Raw genomic sequence first — 20022 nt, 5'->3', positions numbered from 1 at the left:
TCACCTCTCTACTGACTCCATTACGAAGGCTTCAATAATATCCCCTTCTTTGAAGTCGCTAAACCGCTCAAGCGTAATTCCGCACTCGTAGCCTTGAGCAACTTCCTTGACATCATCCTTGAAGCGCTTGAGCGTATCAATTTTACCTTCGAATACAACGATACCGCCGCGTACGATCCGCGCCTCAGAAGAACGAGTAATTTTACCGGAAGTAATCATGGAGCCCGCGATTGCTCCGACTTTGCTTACTTTAAATACATTACGGACTTCAGCATGGCCGATAATGACCTCTTTGAAGATTGGATCAAGCATCCCTTTCATCGCTTGTTCGATCTCTTCAATTACGTTATAAATAACGCGGTGCATACGAACATCAACTTTCTCCTGCTGCGCAGCCAGATCAGCCTGCGGCTCAGGACGAACGTTAAAGCCGACAACGATTGCATTCGAAGCTGAAGCAAGGTTAATATCCGATTCTGTAATCGCACCTACACCGCTATGAATGATTTTGACACGCACGCCTTCGATGTCAATTTTTGCGAGCGAGCCTTTAAGCGCCTCTGCCGAGCCTTGAACGTCGGATTTAATAATAACGTTGAGATCCTTGATCTCTCCATCTTTAATGTGCTTAAACAAATCGTCAAGCGTTACGCGTGAGTTAGCGCCAAGCTCGGTTTGACGATGCTTAATTGCGCGGCGATCAGCAATTGCTCTCGCTTTACGCTCGTCTTCAAACACCATAAACGGATCGCCAGCAAGTGGAACCTCAGTCAAACCAGTAATTTCGACTGGTGTCGAAGGTCCAGCTTCTTTTAAGCGACGCCCCTTGTCATTAACCATGGCACGGATACGGCCGAAGCAGTTGCCCGCAACGAAAGCATCTCCAATTTTGAGCGTACCATGCTGTACGAGAACACGTGCAACCGCGCCTTTACCTTTATCCAGCTCAGCCTCAATGACTGTACCGCGTGCACGCTTGTCAGGGTTAGCTTTGAAATCATTGACTTCAGCTACAAGCAAAATCATATCGAGCAGTTCTTCCAGACCAATGCGCTGCTTTGCTGAAACGTTAACGAAGATCGTGTCTCCGCCCCACTCTTCCGGAACCAGCTCATACTCGGTCAAAGCTTGCTTGATTTTATCTGCATCAGCATCTGGCTTATCAATTTTGTTAACCGCAACGATAATTGGAACGCCAGCAGCCTTCGCATGGTTGACTGCCTCTACCGTTTGCGGCATAACGCCGTCATCGGCTGCAACTACGATAATTGTAATATCTGTTACTTGTGCTCCACGGGCACGCATAAGCGTAAACGCTTCGTGACCAGGCGTATCCAGGAATGTAATCTTTTTGTGGTTGGCTTCGATCTGGTAAGCACCGATGTGCTGAGTAATACCGCCAGCTTCTCCGCCCGTTACATTCGTTTTGCGAATGGCATCGAGCAAGGTTGTTTTACCATGGTCAACGTGACCCATAATCGTTACAACCGGAGGGCGTGGCAACAAATCAGCTTCCTCATCCGTTTCTTCTAACGTTTCGAACGTATCTTCTTCAACCGGAATTTTCACTTCTACTTCTACGCCATATTCACCAGCAAGCAGAAGGATTGCATCCATGTCGATCTCTTGGTTAATGGTAGCCATTACGCCAAGAACGATCAGCTTTTTAATTACTTCTGAAGCATCTTTATGGAGCAATTTCGCCAATTCGCCAACAGTCAACGTACCGCGTACGATGATTTTCTTAGGCGTATTGTCGATTTTCTCACGGAATACTTGCGGCTGATTACGCTGATTGCGTCCTCTGCCACCGCGATTATTGTTATTGTTGCGGCCAAAACCGCCTGGTCTGCCATCTTCAAACCGTTTTTGCCCTTGATTTGCACCTGGTTTTCTTGCACCAGGCTTGTTATTCGAATTGCCGCTTGTGCTTCTCGAAGCATCGCCTGCCGGACGGGACGGACCCGTTCCAGATGGACGACTAGCTCCTTGTGAAGCTGCTGGACGCGATGGGCCGCCACTGCTTGGACGGTTGCCTTGACCTGATCCTTGGTTAGGACGGCTATTTTGCGATGGGCCGCCTTGGCCAGAACGGTTACCGCCTTGCGATGGGCCTGAGCCCTGTGCTGGACGGCTGCCGCTAGGCGCTGCAGATCTGTTGCTGCTTGGGGACGATTGGGACGGACGTTGCTGTTGGTTGTTTTGCGATGTCGTTTTAATAGAATTCATAGGCTCCTGTCTATCTTGCATAATTTTTTTATTGTTTAATCCGGAAGCTTCGAGCTCCGGTTTAATGGCTTCTTGCTGTGGTGCTGGTTGCTGCTTCGGCTGAGCCGGCTTCGATGGCGCCTGCGATGTAGAAGATACAGTTGCCCCGCTGGATTCTTTCGCCCGCTTCGCAGCTGCGTTAGCTTTTATATCGCGGAAGAAGCCTTCCACTTTATTAACCATTTCGTTTTCCATCACACTCATATGGTTGTTTACGGGCATATCCAGCCGTTTAAGAATCGTTATAATTTCTTTACTGCTCATACTGAGGGATTTCGCATATTCGTATACACGAAGCTTATCTTTATTGTCCTTGCTGTCCTGTGGTTTGTTCAATATGATCCACCTCCGAATTTTGATTCAGATGACCCGCAATCATTTTTCCGAACTTTGCGTCAGTTACCGCCAGTACGACTCGGTCGAGCTTTCCTATAGCTTTTCCAAGTTGATTGCGGTCGAACGCTTCGGCGAGCTCTACCCCATAGGTGCTACATTTATCTTGAAACTTTTTTTTCGTATTTGGAGATGCGTCACCCGCAATAATAACGAGATGCACCTCTCCCTTACGTACCGCCTTGAGCACAATTTCATCGCCAGTAACCAATTTTCCAGCCCGCATGGCCATGCCGAGCGAGGACAAGCCTTTATGCATCTTCATCGCTTACCCGCTCCTTTTCTGCCAGAAACTCTTCCTCTACCGCAATGAAATCCTGTTCAAGCTGGTCGTAAATGGCTACGCCAACAGGTTGCTTCAAAGCTCGATCCAGTGCTTTCGTCTTTTTGGCCAGCTTAAAGCAGCTGACTTTCCCACACAAATAGGCGCCCCGACCAGCTTTTTTGCCAGTAAGATCAATTAGAATTTCCTCATCAGGCGTTCTAACGACCCGAATAAGCTCTTTCTTCGGTTTCATTTCCTGACAGGCTACGCATTTGCGCAGCGGTACTTTTCTCGGTCTCATCGCACACCCCCCTTTACCCGTTGATGAACGCAGCCGATGTATTAGTTAAGCCAGATCAATGGAAACCGAATCTTGCGGCATAACTGCCGTCATCGTTTTCGGACGACCGTACTCCTGCTCAGCTTGCGATTCACTCTTAATGTCGATTTTCCAGCCAGTCAGCTTCGCCGCTAGACGAGCGTTTTGCCCTTTAATCCCGATTGCAAGCGAAAGCTGGTAATCCGGCACGATGACGCGAGCCATTTTTTCCTGCTCGAAAACGATAACTTCAAGCACTTTAGATGGGCTAAGCGCGTTCGCAACGTATTCCTCTACATTTTCAGACCAGCAAACGATATCAATCTTCTCGCCCTTCAGCTCGCCAACAATTGTCTGTACACGCAATCCCTTCGGACCTACGCATGAGCCTACAGCGTCAACCTCGTCATTGCGAGAGAAAACGGCAATTTTCGAACGGAAGCCTGCTTCGCGCGCAACCGAGCGAATCTCAACGACTCCATCGTAAATTTCCGGAACCTCTAGCTCAAATAAACGCTTAAGCAGACCTGGATGCGTACGGGACAAAATGATTTGCGGACCTTTAGTCGTATTTTCCACTTTCGTAATATACGATTTCACTCGGTCGCCATGCTTGAATTTATCAGTTGGCATAAGCTCTGTAAGCGGCATAACTGCTTCTACTTTACCCAAATCAATAAACAGGTTGCGAACGTCCTGACGCTGCACGATACCATTCACAATATCCTCTTCTTTGTCGATAAAGGCATTGTAGATCAGGCCACGCTCTGCCTCGCGAATGCGCTGCGTAACGACCTGCTTCGCGGTTTGTGCTGCAATACGGCCAAAATCACGAGGCGTCACTTCAATATCTGCCACATCATCCAACTGGTAATGCGGATTCACCTCACGCGCCGCTTCTACTGTAATCTCCAAACGGGGATCAAGCACTTCGTCCGTCACCGTCTTGCGGGCATATACTTTAATAACACCCGTATAGCGGTTAATATCGACACGCACATTTTGTGCAGCGTTAAAGTTCCGCTTGTAGCTTGAAATCAGCGCTGCTTCGATCGCATCAATCAGCACTTCTTTGGCTATCCCTTTATCCCGCTCTATTTCCGATAATGCTTCAATAAAATCCATGCTCATTGGAACTCTGGTCCCCCCTTCAATAATAACAAACGTTGTTCAAGATGAAACGACCGAAAGCCGTCCCTTGGCGGTGCGGCACGTCTCATTCCGAGAAATATAGAGAAAGAATAACAAAATGAAATACTTTCCTATATTTTAGAAAACGATAGCGAGGCGTGCTCCCGCCACTTTAGCATAAGGAATGGCATGCTCTTTCTTGCCGACTTTGACTACAAGCTCTTCTCCATCGAACGAAATGAGGTCGCCTTCAAATTCCTTGGATGCGTTTATCGGCTCATAGGTTGTAATGTATACGTGCTTGCCGACGGCTTTGCGCACATCTTCGGCTTTCTTAAGCGGCCTTTCGGCGCCAGGCGACGACACTTCAAGAAAATAAGCATCCGTTACCGGATCGTTCTTGTCCAACTGTTCACTTAAAAATTCGCTAATACGGCCGCATTCGTCAATATCAATGCCGCCTTCCTTGTCTACTGAAACCCGGAGGAAGAAGTTGCTTCCTTCCTTGACGTACTCAATATCAACAAGTTCAAATCCATTTTCGCTTAGAAACGGTGTAACCATTTCTTCTACGACGGTTTTGATTTTGGAAATGCTCAAATTGCTGCTACCTCCCGTTCGGTCCAAACGATTGATTTGGCCTTTCAGACCCTTAAAGACCCGAAAACAAAACGTAAAGAGTGGGTTTCCCCACTCTTCTGCATCAAACGCTTATCAACATCATTGCCACGAAAATTATAACATAACCGCATAAGTAGTGACAAGAAAACTTTTCAAGTTGAAAGGCTGCACAAATGCCGATTTACCACGTTTTAGAACAGCGACAATTGGTTGGATTCCGGCAATCCGCGGAAGCAGCCCATCCCGCCAAGCACCTCAATAATCGTTTTACTTGCCTTCGACCTTTGCTGGAAATCCTCAATTGACAAGTACTCGCCATCGTTGCGGGAAGCCGCTATATTGCGTGCTGCATTTTCGCCAATACCCGGAATCGCCGCAAACGGAGGCACGAGCGAATCGCCATCAACCTGGAATTTTGTCGCATCGGAACGGTACAAATCAATCGGTTTAAAAGAAAAGCCGCGAGCTGTCATCTCAAGCGCCATCTCGAGCAGCGAGATGCTCGCCTTCTCCTTAGGCAGCGCAGCAAAGCCTTTTTCTTCAATTTCAATCAGCTTGCGTTTGATCGCATCATAGCCTTGGCACAATATTTCGAGATCAAAATCCTCGGCACGAACGGTAAAGTAGGTCGCATAATAAGCAATTGGATAATACAGCTTGAAGTAAGCGGTGCGCACTGCCGAAATAACATAGGCCGCCGCATGCGCCTTCGGAAACATATACTCGATGCGCAGACAGGAGTCAATATACCACTGCGGCACCTTGCAGCGTTTCATTTCTTCAATCCATTCATCCGAAAGCCCTTTGCCCTTACGCACGCTCTCGGTAATTTTAAAGGCCAGCCCCGCATCCATGCCCGCCTTGTATATTAAATAAAGCATTATATCATCCCGGCAGCCGATAACGGTTTTGATGTTGCAGGTTCCCTTCTTAATGAGCTCCTGCGCATTGCCAAGCCAAACGCCCGTTCCGTGCGACAAGCCGGAAATTTGCAGCAAATCGGCAAAAGAAGACGGCTGCGTCTCCTGAAGCATTTGCCGAACGAATTTCGTTCCCATCTCTGGAACTCCATACGTGGCCACCGGTGTCCGAATTTGCTCTGGAGAAACGCCAAGCGCTTTAGTCGAATTAAACATGCTCATGACTTTAGGATCGTTCATTGGAATCGTTGTTGGATCAACCCCAGTCAAATCCTGTAGCATCCGCATCATCGTCGGATCATCGTGTCCGAGTATATCGAGCTTGAGCAAATTCGTCTCAAAGGCATGATAGTCAAAATGAGTCGTCTTCCATTCTGCATTTACGTCATCAGCCGGATATTGGACAGGCGTTACATCCTCTACCTCGATATAATCCGGCACGACAACGATGCCGCCCGGATGCTGACCAGTGCTGCGCTTGACGCCCGTTACGCCTGCTGCCAGCCTGGACAGCTCGGCTCCGCGCCATTTTTTCCCGTTCGCTTCTTCGTATTTTTTGGCAAAGCCAAACCCCGTTTTCTCTGCTACCGTTCCAATCGTTCCGGCCCGGAATACCGCCTTTTCCCCGAACATGATCTTCGTGTAATTATGAGCTGTCGGCTGGTATTCGCCAGAGAAGTTAAGATCGATATCGGGAACTTTATCGCCTTTGAAGCCAAGGAACGTTTCGAACGGAATGTCCTGCCCCTCGCCCTTTAGCTGCTCTCCGCACTTTGGACAAGCTTTGTCGGGAAGGTCAAAACCGCTTGGTATGCTGCCATCGAGAAACCACTCGCTATGCTTGCACGCTGGATTTTTGCACATATAATGCGCTGGCAGCGGGTTAACCTCGGATATGCCGAGAAACGTAGCTACGACGGAGGAGCCAACCGAGCCCCTGGAGCCGACCAAATAGCCGTCCTCATTCGATTTTTTCACCAAACGCTCAGAAATTAAATAGTTCGCGGCAAATCCGAATTTAATAATCGGGACGAGCTCTTTCTCCAGACGGTCTATAACGACTTGCGGCAAATCCTCGCCATAAAATCCTTTTGCAGTATTGTAGCAGGTGGTGCGGATTTCCTCCTCCGCTCCCTCCATAATCGGCGTAAACAGCTCTGGCGGAAACAGGTCAAACGGTTCAAAGCGCTCTGCGAGCTGCACCGTATTGGTCACAACAACCTCATACGCCCGCGCGTCTCCAAGAAATGCAAATTCCTTAAGCATTTCATCGGTTGTCCGGAAATGGGCATCCGGCTTGCGCATGTCCTTCAGCGGACTAAAGCCCGTTATGCCATGAATGGCAATGTCACGGAACAGCTTATCCCTTGGATGCAAATAGTGGACATTGCCTGTCGCTATCACTGGCTTACCCAGCTCATCCCCAATTTGGCACACACGGCGGTGTGCTTGCTCAATTTCAGCACGGCTGCCGACGAGCCCTTTTTCCACCAAATGCATGTAAAAATCAATCGGCTGAATTTCCAGCACATCATAAAATCGTGCGACCTCTACAGCTTCCTCATAGGACTTATTCAGCACCGTTTCGTAAAACTCGCCTTTCTCACAGCCGGATATGACGAGCAGTCCTTCTCTCAGCTCCACCAGCTTCGTCCTCGGGATGCTTGCTACCCGTTTAAAATGCTCCGTATGGGAAAGCGAAACGAGCTTATATAAATTTTTCTTGCCGACCGCGTTCAGTGCATAAATACAGCAGTGAAACGGACGGCTGTTCGATAAGTCGATACCGACATAATCATTTAATTGATGAAGGCCTGTTACATTTCGTTCTGCCGCATCGCCAATCAAGCCGAACAATACGCCTCCCAAGGCAATGGAATCATCAATTGCCCGGTGATGGTTTTCCAGACTGATTTTGTACTTAGCCGACAGTGTATTGAGACGATGGTTTTTCAAGCTTGGATGCAAAAATCTCGCCAGCTCCAACGTATCGAGGACCGGATTTTTAATTTCCGGCAGTCCTAGCGATTTGCAGTTGGCCTGCAAAAACCCAATATCAAAGCGGGCATTGTGAGCCACGAGTACAGTGTCCCCAATAAATTCAATAAATTCGCGCAGCTTCGGCTCAAGCTCCGGCGCATCCTGTACCATTTCATCGTTAATATTCGTCAATTGCTGAATATGATAAGGAATTTTCTCATGAGGATTAATAAAGGTAGCAAACGTCGCTATTTCTTTCCCATCCTTCATTTTCACGCCGGCAAGCTCAATAATTTTGTTGTTAATGACGGAAAGTCCAGTTGTCTCAATATCGAAAACGATATATTCGGAGCCAGCAAGCGGCTGCTCCCGCGGATTAAGCACCATCGGAACCGCGTCATTTACTACATTAGCCTCCAGGCCGAACAATAGCTGAATACCGTTCTTTTTCGCTGCTTTCGCCGCTTCCGGGTAACATTGCACATTGCTGTGATCCGTAACCGCCATTGCTGTATGTCCCCATTTGGCTGCCATCTTTACATAAGCGTCAATGGGAGCTACCGCATCCATCGCGCTCATCGTCGTATGGAGATGGAACTCTACCCGCTTCTGCTCCGCGTTGTCTTTACGCTCCGCTGGCGCATGAACCTCGTGCAAATCATTCGGCATCATGACAAGCTCAGGCTCCTGCATAAAACGATCGTATTCAACTCTGCCCCTTGCCTTCACCCATTTGCCGTTGGACAATAGATCCAGCACTTTGACATCCTCTTTTGTTTTGGCGAACATTTTTAGAGACAAGGAATCTGAGAAATCGGTCAGGTTGAAGGTAAAGAGCGTGCTTCCGTTTCGCAGCTCCTTCTTTTCTAATCCAAAAACGGCGCCTTGCACCGTTATTTTCTTCTCTTCCTCCCGAATGTTCATAAGTGGAACCGGTTCTTCGCGAATGTCATATCCAACCGCTAGCTTTGCTGGCGGCTCGCCGTCATCGCCCAATTCCTCGGCTGCCGCGCTGGCCATAATTTGCTGAATGACCTCTCGTTCCTCGGCTACCCGCCGCTGCTCAAACTCCTCGTAAACCTCTGCTTTAGCTTCGCCAACAGCAAGCTTTACTTTATAGCTTCGGCTAAATTGCTGCTCATAAAATCGAGTGATTTCTTCGTCCATCCGCTTTTTGCGTGCCAGCTCAAGCCCCATTTCATCGAGCATCAGCAGCGTAATAACATCGCCTTCCGTCGTAATCGTTGCTTTGAGCAGCCAACCGTTAACCGAGGCTATTTCCTGCTGAGCCCACTCTTTGAAAAGCGGCCAATATTCGCTCGCAAGCTCCTCTGAAGAAAGCTGTTCATCGTATATAAATTGGAAAGAGGTATCGGCAATATGGGCAAACTTTTGCTTAACCGCCTGGCATAGTCCACTATAGGCCTTATAAGGAACCAAAGACGTTTTGCGTATGCAAAACGTCCACTTGCGGTTGTTTTTAGCGACGACAACCTGATCTATATAACCATCCTGAAAAAAGGATTGTATCATTTCCTGCGGTAATTCCGACTGCTGCAGCAGAAGCTCAAAGCGCTGCCTCTTGTTGTCGGTTTGGCTCATGAATTTATCCACTCCTAACGCTCGCTGGCTTATTTAAGGTATTGCAATGGGATGGCTCGGCTCGGTTAAGGGGGATCGTCGCTGCGTGAAAGGTTTGGCTTACGATCGCCATTGCCCTTGGAATTGTTGGAATAAACCACCCAACGGTACAATTCCAAGGGCAAAAGCGAACGCTAACGCTTCTCCAGCTCAAACCTTTCACTCCGCTTGCCCCCTTAACCTCGCTCTCCCCACTGCAAAAACCGTTTTATAAGCGCTCACTAAACCAGCACTTCTCATAGAAGCAGGGAAATGGTTGATTCCATTTCCCTGCCCTGCAATTGCTTTGAAATTAGCATAACACATCAAAACACAATACAAAACAATAAAATACAGAAAGATTAATTGCCCGGAAAACCACGCTTAGAGTCTAAGAATGAAAACGTGCTTTTGCTATACAAGGGCGGCTTCCTTCTAGTAAGCGCGAGCGAAAACGACCGTATGCTCGGCGGCATCGCCACAAACGAGGCATGTACTCTTTTTCTCTGCTGGCTCGAAAGGAATGTTGCGGCTTGTGGCGCCCGTCTCTTCCTTAACCTGCTTCTCGCATGCGTCCGAGCCACACCAGCCCGCAAGCACAAAGCCGCGCTGCTCCTCTTGCGATGCCTTCATCTCATCCAGTGTATTTACCGAATAAAAATGATCCTCGCGGAACTGCTTCGCTTTCTCATACATTTCATTATGGATCTGTACTAGCATCGCCTCTACTTCAGCGACAAGATTAGCCTGCTCGACTACCTTCTTCTCGCCGCTAATGCGGGATACGAGTACAACTTGCCCATTTTCCATATCGCGTGGCCCGAGCTCAAGACGAAGCGGAATGCCGCGCATTTCATATTCATTGAACTTCCAGCCTGGGCTTACATCAGAACGGTCATCCACCTTGACGCGAACGCCTGCTTTTTTAAGCTCGGCATACAGCTCATCTACTCGGTGGGCAACTTGGTCACGTGTCTTTGCTGGTCCAATTGGAATCATTATGACCTGTGTTGGAGCAACTTTCGGCGGCAAAGCAAGGCCGCGATCGTCCCCATGCACCATAATCATCGCCCCAATAAGGCGGGTACTCACACCCCATGAGGTCGTGTGGGCAAATTGCAGCTGATTTTCACGATCCAAATATTTAATGTCAAACGCTACGGCAAATTTTGTCCCCAAGTAATGAGAGGTTCCCGCCTGTACAGCACGGCCATCCTTCATCATCGCTTCAATCGAATACGTATCTACAGCGCCAGCAAAACGCTCCGAAGGCGTCTTTTGACCTACAACAACCGGAATCGCCAAAAACTCCTCAACAAAGTCACGGTAAATGCCCAGCATTTGCATCGTTTCCTGACGAGCTTCCTCTTCATTCTCATGCGCCGTATGGCCTTCCTGCCATAGGAATTCGCTTGTACGCAGGAACGGAAGTGTCCGTTTCTCCCAGCGAACAACGTTCGCCCATTGGTTAATGAGCAGCGGCAGGTCGCGGTACGATTGAATCCATTTGGCATACATATGCCCGAACATCGTCTCCGAGGTTGGACGAATAGCAAGGCGCTCCTCAAGCTTCTCGCCTGCTGCTTCCGTTACCCAAGGAAGCTCAGGATTAAAGCCCTCGACATGCTCCTTTTCCTTCTGGAAAAAGCTTTCTGGAATAAACAGTGGGAAATAAGCATTGCGATGGCCGGTTTCTTTAAAGCGACGGTCCAGATCACGTTGAATATTTTCCCATAGCTCATAACCTTCCGGGCGAAAAATAATACATCCGCGCACGGGCGAATAATCCATAAGCTCGGCTTTTTTGATGACATCAATATACCATTTGGAGAAATCCTCGCTTTGCGGCGTAATTTCCGAAACAAATTTTTTATCCTTAGACATAAAAGATTAAGACTCCCCTCGCACCAATCGCAAAATATCGTTATAGGTTACTACCAGCATCAGCAGCATAATGAGCGCAAAGCCGACGAAATGAACCATGCTTTCCCGGTTCGGGTCAATCGGTCTGCCGCGCAGCGCCTCCAGCCCGAGAAAAATAAGTCTGCTTCCATCCAGCGCTGGAATCGGCAACAGGTTGAAAATCCCCAAATATAAGCTCAGCATGGCGGTCCACCGCGTCAATTCAGCAATTCCCTGCTTAGCAATTTGGCTGGTCACCTCTGCTGTACGCACCGGTCCACCCAAATCATCCAGTTTAAAATCACCCGTTACGAGCTTCTTAAGCCCTTCAAAAATAATAACGGTCATCTGCTTCATCAGCTTACCCGCACCCGTTACCGTTTCTGTAATGGTTGCCGTTCGCGTCTTGTAAGTAGCAGTGATGCCGACTTTACCGACACCGTTGTCATCCGGAGCTGGCGTCAGCACTATTTTCTGCGCTACGCCGCCGCGCACAATGTCCATTTGGATCGGTACGCCAGGCGAGCCGCCAATAATCTCAATCATTTTATCATAATCCGTACCAATCGGCGTACCATTAATCGCTTGAATCATGTCTCCGCTTTGCAATTGTGCCTTTTCAGCCGGCATCCCCTTGCTAATCGAATCAACAAGCAAATTTTCCGGTGTTCCTGCGAGTTGAATATAAACGCCACACAATAAAAACGCCAGTACAAAATTCATAAACGGACCTGCAAAAATAGCACGCGCCCTCGCTGCTACCGATTTGCTCCCAAACTGTCTGTCCAGCGGAGCAATTTGCGTTTCTTTGCCTTTGGCAATCATTAACGCTTGCGGATGCAGGGAAAAACGTTCCTTCTCGCCCTCAATATCGAGCGTAACGAACAAATCCCTTTCGAGGTCTATCTGAGTCACTTCACCACGAATGACGCCGCTTCGCTCATCCAGACGGTCAAGGTATAGTCTCGTTACCTTATCGTCTTTAAGCTTAATTGCAATCGTCTGCCCGGAGGCCACGTCTACAATTTCCGGATCCTCGCCTGCCATGCGGACGAAGCCACCTGCCGGGACAAGGCGAATGGTGAATCTCGTCTCACCGCGCTTAATGGAAAGGAGCTTAGGCCCAAACCCAATGGCAAACTCCCTGACCAATATTCCTGCTCGCTTGGCAAAATAATAGTGGCCCCATTCATGGATCGTCACGATCACAAAAAACACGAGCACGGTTAATAAAACAATTTGAATCGTCTCCATATAGAGCCTCCTGTTCGTAACGGCCTGTACATAGATTATCATTATTCTCCTACCCGTTACAAGAGAACCGCAAGAGCAGCGTTCAAGTTACACAGTAGCAGCCATTTGACGCGCCCAGGCGTCGACATCAGCGATAGCTTCCAGCGTATCGACAACCGTTACAGGATGGCGAGATAGCACTTCCTCAATCGTGCGCTCAATATCCAAAAATTCGATTTCGCCAGCAAGAAACCGCGCCACTGCTACTTCATTCGCCGCATTATAAACTGTAGGGGCTGATTGTCCCGCTTTGCCGCATTCGAAGGCAAGACGCAGGCACGGATATCGTTCAAAGTCCATCTCTCGAAAATGAAGCTTGCCAATCGCCGCCAAATCAAGCCGGCCTGTAGGCGTTGGATAGCGATGCGGATAAGTCAGCGCATATTGAATCGGCACACGCATATCGGGAAGCCCCAGCTGCGCGATTACGCTATGGTCAGTAAACTCCACATAAGAGTGAATAATACTCTCCGGATGAACAAGCACATGAATTTGATCGTATGTAACATCAAACAGCCAGTGGGCTTCAATGACTTCCAGCCCTTTGTTAGCCATTGTGGCAGAATCAATTGTGATTTTGGCCCCCATAGACCAGTTAGGATGATTCAGCGCTTCCGCCACAGTAACGCCCTTCAATTGCTCGCGCGTGCGATCGCGGAATGAGCCGCCTGAGGCTGTCAGCGTAAGCTGATTTAGCGATCTGCGGTCTTCTCCATTCAAGCATTGAAAAATAGCCGAATGCTCGCTGTCGATCGGAATAATCGGCACACCCTTTTTCCGGGCCCTCTCCATCACGATATGCCCCGCCGTTACGAGCGTCTCCTTGTTCGCAAGGCCAATCGTTTTGCCGGCTTCAATTGCTGCAAGCGTCGCAGGGAGTCCTCTGCTGCCCACGAGCGCTGTAACGACGATATCAGCATCTGTTCCTTCAGCAAGCTCAATCAAGCCCTGCTCGCCGTAAGTGACCCTAGTTCCCGCAGGCAGCGAAGAGGCAACTGCTTCAGCCGCTTCCTTCGTTGACAAGCAAACGATGGATGGCTTGAAGCGGATTGCCTGCTCGATAAGCAGATCCGTATTGCTGCCCGCCGATAAGCCGACAACCTGAAAACGCTCCGGGTCGTTCGCAATAACATCCAGCGTTTGCGTGCCAATGGAGCCTGTTGATCCAAGAATCGTTATTTTTTTCATCTTAATCTCCTCTGACACTCGGTTTAGACATATGCTTATTGCTTGTTTTACAAATTATAAAGGAAGCAGTCCGGAGAGCACGATCAATGGAAATACGATTATCCAACTGTCGCAACGATCCAAAACGCCGCCATGACCAGGCAATACATTTCCTGTATCTTTTATATCACGTACTCGTTTGTAAGCCGATTGAATCAAATCACCAAACTGACCAGCTACAGCAGCAAGCAGCCCAATAAGAAGCGCTTTGCCAAATACGATGAAGTCGGGGAATAAAACTGCGCCGATAGCCGCAACAACTAGCGACAGCATAACGCCTCCAAGCGCCCCCTCAATCGTTTTATTTGGACTAATGGACGGCCAAAGCTTGTTTTTGCCAAAAGCCTTCCCCGCAAAATAGGCGCCAATATCTGAGGACCATATGCAGCCAAGAAGCAAAAATGTCCAAAACAAGCCATGATCGTCCATCTGTCTCACCGTATTCATTGCTCCAAAACCCACACCAACATACAGTGCACCAAGCAGCATAAGTGCCGCATGGTCTATTGTTGTTTTGTTTTTGGTCAAAACGGTTAAAGCAAGCAGCAGAAATGCAAGCACCCATGTTACAAACATGAAGGATGGCGTCTCTACCCCAATCAGGTTCCATGGTAGCACAAAAAACAGCACACCCGCGTATCCGAGCAATGAAGCCGGATGAGCCCAAGCTTGGCCGTTCATCTTGACATATTCAGTAAAGCCTACCATCGCGAGCAATACGAGCAAAGCGGCATATAGCCAGCTTCCCGCTACTGCAAGCGCAATAAAAAATGCGCCTGCTACTACTCCCGTCACTATTCGCTGTTTCAATGTATAGGTCACACTCCGTTATCGAAGCTTATAGTCCGCCATATCGTCGTACGCGCCGCCCATACTCCTCAATCGCTTCTTCCAAATGGGTCTCCGAAAATTCAGGCCAATAGACGTCCGTAAACCACATTTCGCTGTAGGCAAGCTGCCAGAGCATAAAATTGCTTAAGCGCAATTCTCCGCTTGTGCGAATCAGCAGATCAGGATCTGGAAGGTCGCGGGTCAGTAAATGGGAACTCATCACATGATCATCTATTTGGTCACAGGTGAGCCGTCCTTCTTGCACATCCGCTGCGATCTCCTTGACCGCTTCCAGCATTTCCTTGCGGCTGCCATAGTTTAGCGCAAAAGTAAGTACGAGTCCCGTATTATTTGCGGTCTTGCTCATTGCTTCGTCCAACGCTTTAATGGTAAAGGAAGGCAGGTCCTCCCTGTGCCCCATGACGCGAACCTGAACATTTTTCTCCATTAAATCATCTATTTCAATTTCTAAAAATTGCTGAGGAAGCTTCATTAAAAAATCAACTTCATCTTTAGGCCTTTTCCAGTTTTCCGTCGAAAAAGCATAAAGCGTTAAATATTTAACGCCGAGCCGGTCTGCTGCCATCGTAATACGTCTGACCGCTTTCATCCCGGAATGATGACCCGCTATTCGCGGTAATCCACGGTCTTTGGCCCAACGCCCGTTTCCATCCATAATTACGGCAATATGTTTAGGCACATTGCTCCATTGTGGCGGAGCAGCCGGACGTGGAGACGATTTGCTAAATTTAGCCCAAAGTCGACTGATCATCTTCGTTCCTCCAACCCGGATTTAACAAGCGTAAACGACTGCCGCCTGCCAAATAGAAGGCAGCTTGCGTTTCGCGTTGATATATAGGGCATTTTAAAAATAGAGCCTTATATTTAAACCAAACCCCACCTAACGGAGGGGCTTTAGCGAAATTATACTTCCATAATTTCCTTTTCTTTAGCTACCAATACTTTATCAACTTCAACGATAAAACGATCTGTCAGCTTTTGAATGTCATCTTGATGACGACGGGACTCATCTTCTGAAATATCCGTTTTTTCGAGTTTTTTCACATCATCATTCGCATCGCGACGAATGTTGCGAACAGCAACCTTCGCTTCTTCACCGAATCTTTTCGTCATTTTAACAAGATCGGTACGACGCTCTTCGGTAAGCGGCGGAATCGAAATACGAATCGTTGAGCCGTCATTAGCTGGCGTTAAACCAAGATCCGATTTCATAATCGCTTTTTCAATAGCTGCAAGCGATGTTTTATCCCACGGCTGAATCATCAGCGTACGGGAGTCCGGCGTGTTAATGTTAGCTAGCTGCGCAACGGGTGTCATTGCACCGTAATATTCAACCTGCACACGATCAAGCAAGGATGCTGATGCACGGCCTGCACGAAGCGTGGCCAAATCGCGGCGCAACGCACCGATTGCTTTCTCCATACGCTCTTCGGCATTTTTCTTAATAGCTTGAGGCATTATTTCACACTTCCTCTCACAATGGTGCCAATTTTTTCGCCCAGCACGACCTTCTTAATGTTATCCTGCTCTGTAATTGCAAACACAACGAGCGGAATATTGTTGTCCATGCATAGCGAAGATGCTGTTGCATCCATAACACCCAGATTTTTATTTAATACTTCCATGTAAGTAAGCTCTTCGAACTTGACTGCAGTTGGATCTTTGAATGGATCAGCAGAGTAGACGCCATCCACTTTATTTTTGGCCATTAAAATGACTTCAGCCTCGATCTCAGCAGCACGCAATGCAGCTGTCGTGTCTGTTGAGAAAAACGGGTTGCCTGTGCCAGCAGCGAAAATAACGACGCGTCCCTTTTCCAGGTGGCGAATAGCACGACGTCTAATGTACGGCTCAGCGATTTGCTGCATAGCAATCGAGGATTGTACGCGGGTTGGCACTTCAATTTGTTCCAATGCATCCTGTAGAGCAAGAGAATTCATTACTGTAGCCAGCATTCCCATGTAATCCGCCGTTGCGCGATCAATCCCTTTAGCAGTTCCTGCAATGCCGCGCCAAATATTACCGCCGCCTACAACAATGGCAACTTCAACACCGAATGCTACAACTTCCTTTACTTGCTCTGCAATAGAAGCAATTGTCGAAGCCTCAATACCGTAGCCATTATTTCCTGCCAACGATTCACCGCTAACTTTTAATACGATACGTTTAAACACGGGTTTTTCCAACGTTGCTTACCTCCATGAATGAATCTAAAGCTCTTAGATTGCATCCGGTTATCATAATATAAAGTTTTCTCCGCTTACGAAAGCAGGCGAGGCGGACGCCCCGCCCCGCCTTTGCGATCGGTTTACAGTTTAGCTTGCGACATAACTTCTTCTACGAAGTTATCAACTTTTTTCTCAAGACCTTCGCCCAACTCATAACGAACGAAACGACGGATTGAAATGTTTTCACCAATTTTGTTGATCTTCTCGTTAAGAAGCTCAGAAACGGTTTGGTCTGGGTTTTTGATGAACGATTGCTCAAGCAAGCAATATTCTTCATAATATTTGGAAATGCGGCCTTCAACCATTTTATCAACGATTTTCTCAGGCTTGCCTTCGTTAAGGGCTTGTGCACGCAAAATTTCGCGTTCTTTCTCAAGCTCATCGCCAGGAACTTCTTCGCGGCGAACGAATTTAGGGTTTGCAGCAGCGATTTGCATCGCGATATCTCTTGCGAACTCGCGGAATTGGTCTGTTTTAGCAACGAAGTCTGTTTCACAGTTAACTTCAACTAGAACGCCAATACGGCCGCCAGCATGGATGTAGGATTCAACAACGCCTTCAGTTGCAATACGTCCAGCTTTGTTAGCTGCTGCAGCAAGGCCTTTCTCACGAAGGAATTCAATCGCTTTCGTGATATCACCATCTGTATGATCCAAAGCCTTTTTGCAATCGAGCATTCCTGCTCCTGTTCTTTCGCGAAGTTCTTTTACTGCGCTCGCACTAACTGCCATTTTGAGCCCTCCTGAAGGTTTCGAATTATTTACAAAATATAAGAATTTATAAGTTTCCCCTTATAAATAGGCTTATATTTCTCGGACTGAAACGCTCCGCGCCGCCAGAGGACGGCTTTCGGCCGTTTCACCTTGGGTATTCGTGAGAAAAGGGCGGTGAGAGGCTTTCACCTTCTGACCGCCCTTCGCCTAATAGCTTACGTTTATTGAATTAAGCAGTTGTTTGCTCACCTTGGTTAGCTTCAACAATTGCATCAGCCATTTTGGACGTAAGCAATTTAACTGCACGAATTGCATCATCATTACCAGGAATGACATAGTCAATTTCGTCTGGATCGCAGTTTGTATCAACGATACCTACGATAGGGATTCCAAGCTTGCGTGCTTCAGCAACAGCGATACGCTCTTTACGAGGATCGATGATGAACAATGCGCTAGGCAACGATTTCATGCCTTTGATGCCGCCGAGGAATTTTTCCAAACGGTCTTTTTCTTTGCGAAGAATAATAACTTCTTTCTTAGGAAGAACTTCGAAAGTGCCATCCTCTTCCCATTTCTCCAAAGTTTTCAAACGGTCAATACGTTTTTGAATCGTTTGGAAGTTAGTCAGCGTACCGCCGAGCCAACGTTGGTTGATGTAGAAGTTACCGCAACGCTCAGCTTCTTCCTTAACGGAATCTTGAGCTTGCTTCTTCGTGCCGACGAACAGCATAGTGCCGCCCTCTGCAGCGATTGAGCGAACGAAGTTATAAGCCTCGTCAACTTTTTTAACTGTTTTTTGCAAATCGATAATGTAAATTCCGTTTCTTTCAGTGAAGATATAACGATCCATCTTCGGGTTCCAACGACGAGTCTGATGACCGAAGTGTACCCCAGCTTCAAGTAGCTGTTTCATGGAAATAACCGCCATTTCTTCAACACCTCCTGATAATGGTTTTTTTGTAGTGCCCTCCGCCGACGTCATCTTTCGCTAAAACTTCCACCTAAGCAGAAGCACCGTTAACGAAATTAATCAGCGTGTGTTTTTAACACCGTCAATTAATATACCATAACTGCATGACGTACGCAACAATCTCTAGGTGAAAATTACCGCATTCCGCCATTTTATTGTGAATTAAACGCTTTAACTTCCTCTGACGTCATCGGCTGTGTCGTAATTGTTGTAATGACTTCTTCAAGCGTTGGTGTTCCTGTAAATAAAAAATAACCGGCGCGAACCAGTTTCTTTTCTTGCTTCATTTTGCGAATAAATGCCGCTTGATCACTAATAAGCTGCTCCGAAGCCAACACTTTAGCCGCCGCAGTCAGATTTGTTCCTCCATATATGCGAACCATTTTGCGAGGTGACAACTCATCCGTATCTGCAGCAGCTGAAGAGTTGTCAGCTGGCGTTGCTGTCTGTTTTGGTGACGCTGCAGCGGAGGCAGTAGGAGCAGCACTCTCTACTGGCGATGGCTCAGGCGAGACAGCTGGTGAAGGCGCAGCTGTAGCAGTAGCTTTACCTTCTTCCTTATTGCTGCTCGTTGCCCGCTGCGCTTCAAGCATGGCGTCGACTTCACTTTGCGAATATATCTTTTCCCCTTGCTCTGTACTTGCGTTGTCGCGGTTATTGAGCTTTTGCTGGCTGGATTCGCCAATGATCATCATTTGGAGCAATAATGCACCGACAATAATACCAATACCCAGCCCGGTTAAAAACAAGCGATTTTTAAACACGGGTTCCCTCCTCCTGCTTCGCAAGCTGAAGGATAAGCTGGACTTCGCCCTTGTTCATATTCATTTTTTTAGCGATAGCCTCAATAGACCTGCCCTGCTGATGAAGCTCAAACAAATTGGGATAGCGCTGCTGGATCGTTTGCTTCGCTGACGGAGCTGGCTCTTCTAGCTCCTCAGGCTCTTCAAGCAGTGCAGCAGGAACAGGAGGAGCGGGTGAAGCAGCCATAGCAGGCGGCACCAGTGCGATTGGCATTGATACTGCGGCAGCCTTCTGCTGCTCTAATAATTGCTCCAAAGCGCTGTATTTCCGCTCTAGGTCCGCTAGACGCGCCTCGCTGCGCTGCGCCTTAGCACGTGCTTCCTCCTGCGATTGCACGATAAGTGCAGTAAGCTCCCGATTGTCCTGCTCCATGTTCTCCATAAACTGTTCCAGCGAAACTTCCATATTATTGACGGCTTGTGCAGCTGCGGGTTGTTTCCTTCTAGGCAAAAGCAACCCAAAAACAACGACTACTGCACCAAGCAAAACGATATATTGCCAGTTAGACATGATTGC

General features: G+C 48.0%; 17 protein-coding genes. All 17 read right to left on the bottom strand.

From position 1 onward, the window contains the following. Positions 1–2532 carry a translation initiation factor IF-2 gene (infB, locus tag V5J77_RS11840; protein ID WP_338556726.1) on the bottom strand — a complete coding sequence of 844 codons (2532 nt, stop codon included), beginning with the start codon at positions 2530–2532 and terminating at the stop codon, positions 1–3. 40 nt (positions 2533–2572) lie between these two features. After that, positions 2573–2920 carry a ribosomal L7Ae/L30e/S12e/Gadd45 family protein gene (locus tag V5J77_RS11835; RefSeq protein ID WP_338556724.1) on the bottom strand — a complete coding sequence of 116 codons (348 nt, stop codon included), beginning with the start codon at positions 2918–2920 and terminating at the stop codon, positions 2573–2575. Then, entirely contained in the window at positions 2913–3227 is a 315-nt protein-coding gene (locus V5J77_RS11830) for a YlxR family protein (protein ID WP_338556006.1), read from the bottom strand. The genes V5J77_RS11835 and V5J77_RS11830 overlap by 8 nt, the downstream gene beginning before the upstream one ends. Positions 3228–3272: 45 nt before the next feature. Next, positions 3273–4376, bottom strand: a complete 1104-nt coding sequence (gene nusA / locus V5J77_RS11825) for a transcription termination factor NusA (protein ID WP_338556004.1) — start codon at positions 4374–4376, stop codon at positions 3273–3275. A gap of 138 nt (positions 4377–4514) precedes the next feature. Next, entirely contained in the window at positions 4515–4976 is a 462-nt protein-coding gene (gene rimP, locus V5J77_RS11820; RefSeq protein WP_046230752.1) for a ribosome maturation factor RimP, read from the bottom strand. Between the two features lie 212 nt (positions 4977–5188). After that, entirely contained in the window at positions 5189–9499 is a 4311-nt protein-coding gene (locus tag V5J77_RS11815; protein ID WP_338556001.1) for a PolC-type DNA polymerase III, read from the bottom strand. Between the two features lie 453 nt (positions 9500–9952). Further along, positions 9953–11401 (bottom strand): proline--tRNA ligase, encoded by a 1449-nt coding sequence (gene proS, locus V5J77_RS11810; protein ID WP_338555999.1) that lies wholly within the window; start codon positions 11399–11401, stop codon positions 9953–9955. 6 nt (positions 11402–11407) lie between these two features. Further along, complete coding sequence (gene rseP, locus V5J77_RS11805; RefSeq protein WP_338555997.1) at positions 11408–12673, bottom strand: RIP metalloprotease RseP; 1266 nt, start codon at positions 12671–12673, stop codon at positions 11408–11410. An 87-nt stretch (positions 12674–12760) separates the two neighbouring features. Further along, positions 12761–13900 carry a 1-deoxy-D-xylulose-5-phosphate reductoisomerase gene (locus tag V5J77_RS11800; RefSeq protein ID WP_338555995.1) on the bottom strand — a complete coding sequence of 380 codons (1140 nt, stop codon included), beginning with the start codon at positions 13898–13900 and terminating at the stop codon, positions 12761–12763. A 54-nt stretch (positions 13901–13954) separates the two neighbouring features. Next, positions 13955–14749, bottom strand: coding sequence for a phosphatidate cytidylyltransferase (locus V5J77_RS11795; protein WP_338555993.1), 795 nt, complete (start codon positions 14747–14749; stop codon positions 13955–13957). A gap of 28 nt (positions 14750–14777) precedes the next feature. Then, on the bottom strand, positions 14778–15542 hold the full coding sequence (locus V5J77_RS11790) for an isoprenyl transferase (protein ID WP_338555991.1): 765 nt from the start codon (positions 15540–15542) through the stop codon (positions 14778–14780). Positions 15543–15694: 152 nt separating this feature from the next. Further along, complete coding sequence (frr, locus tag V5J77_RS11785) at positions 15695–16249, bottom strand: ribosome recycling factor (RefSeq protein ID WP_338555989.1); 555 nt, start codon at positions 16247–16249, stop codon at positions 15695–15697. Continuing rightward, the gene (pyrH, locus tag V5J77_RS11780) at positions 16249–16977 is read right to left on the bottom strand and encodes a UMP kinase (RefSeq protein ID WP_338555987.1); all 729 of its coding nucleotides are present in this window, start codon (positions 16975–16977) and stop codon (positions 16249–16251) included. The genes frr and pyrH overlap by 1 nt, the downstream gene beginning before the upstream one ends. Positions 16978–17099: 122 nt before the next feature. Next, positions 17100–17750: a translation elongation factor Ts gene (gene tsf / locus V5J77_RS11775; RefSeq protein WP_338555985.1), complete on the bottom strand. Its 651-nt coding sequence runs from the start codon at positions 17748–17750 to the stop codon at positions 17100–17102. A gap of 211 nt (positions 17751–17961) precedes the next feature. Then, positions 17962–18660: a 30S ribosomal protein S2 gene (rpsB, locus tag V5J77_RS11770; protein ID WP_046230742.1), complete on the bottom strand. Its 699-nt coding sequence runs from the start codon at positions 18658–18660 to the stop codon at positions 17962–17964. Between the two features lie 194 nt (positions 18661–18854). Beyond that, positions 18855–19466, bottom strand: a complete 612-nt coding sequence (locus V5J77_RS11765; protein WP_338555983.1) for a hypothetical protein — start codon at positions 19464–19466, stop codon at positions 18855–18857. After that, the gene (locus tag V5J77_RS11760; RefSeq protein WP_338555981.1) at positions 19459–20016 is read right to left on the bottom strand and encodes a hypothetical protein; all 558 of its coding nucleotides are present in this window, start codon (positions 20014–20016) and stop codon (positions 19459–19461) included. The genes V5J77_RS11765 and V5J77_RS11760 overlap by 8 nt, the downstream gene beginning before the upstream one ends. Between the last annotated feature and the right edge of the window lie 6 nt (positions 20017–20022).

It is taken from the genome of Paenibacillus sp. KS-LC4 (assembly GCF_036894955.1).
In the GTDB taxonomy this organism is placed as follows: domain Bacteria; phylum Bacillota; class Bacilli; order Paenibacillales; family Paenibacillaceae; genus Pristimantibacillus.
Note: the sequence above shows the minus strand (reverse complement) of the source record. Positions and strands in the feature narration are given on the sequence as shown.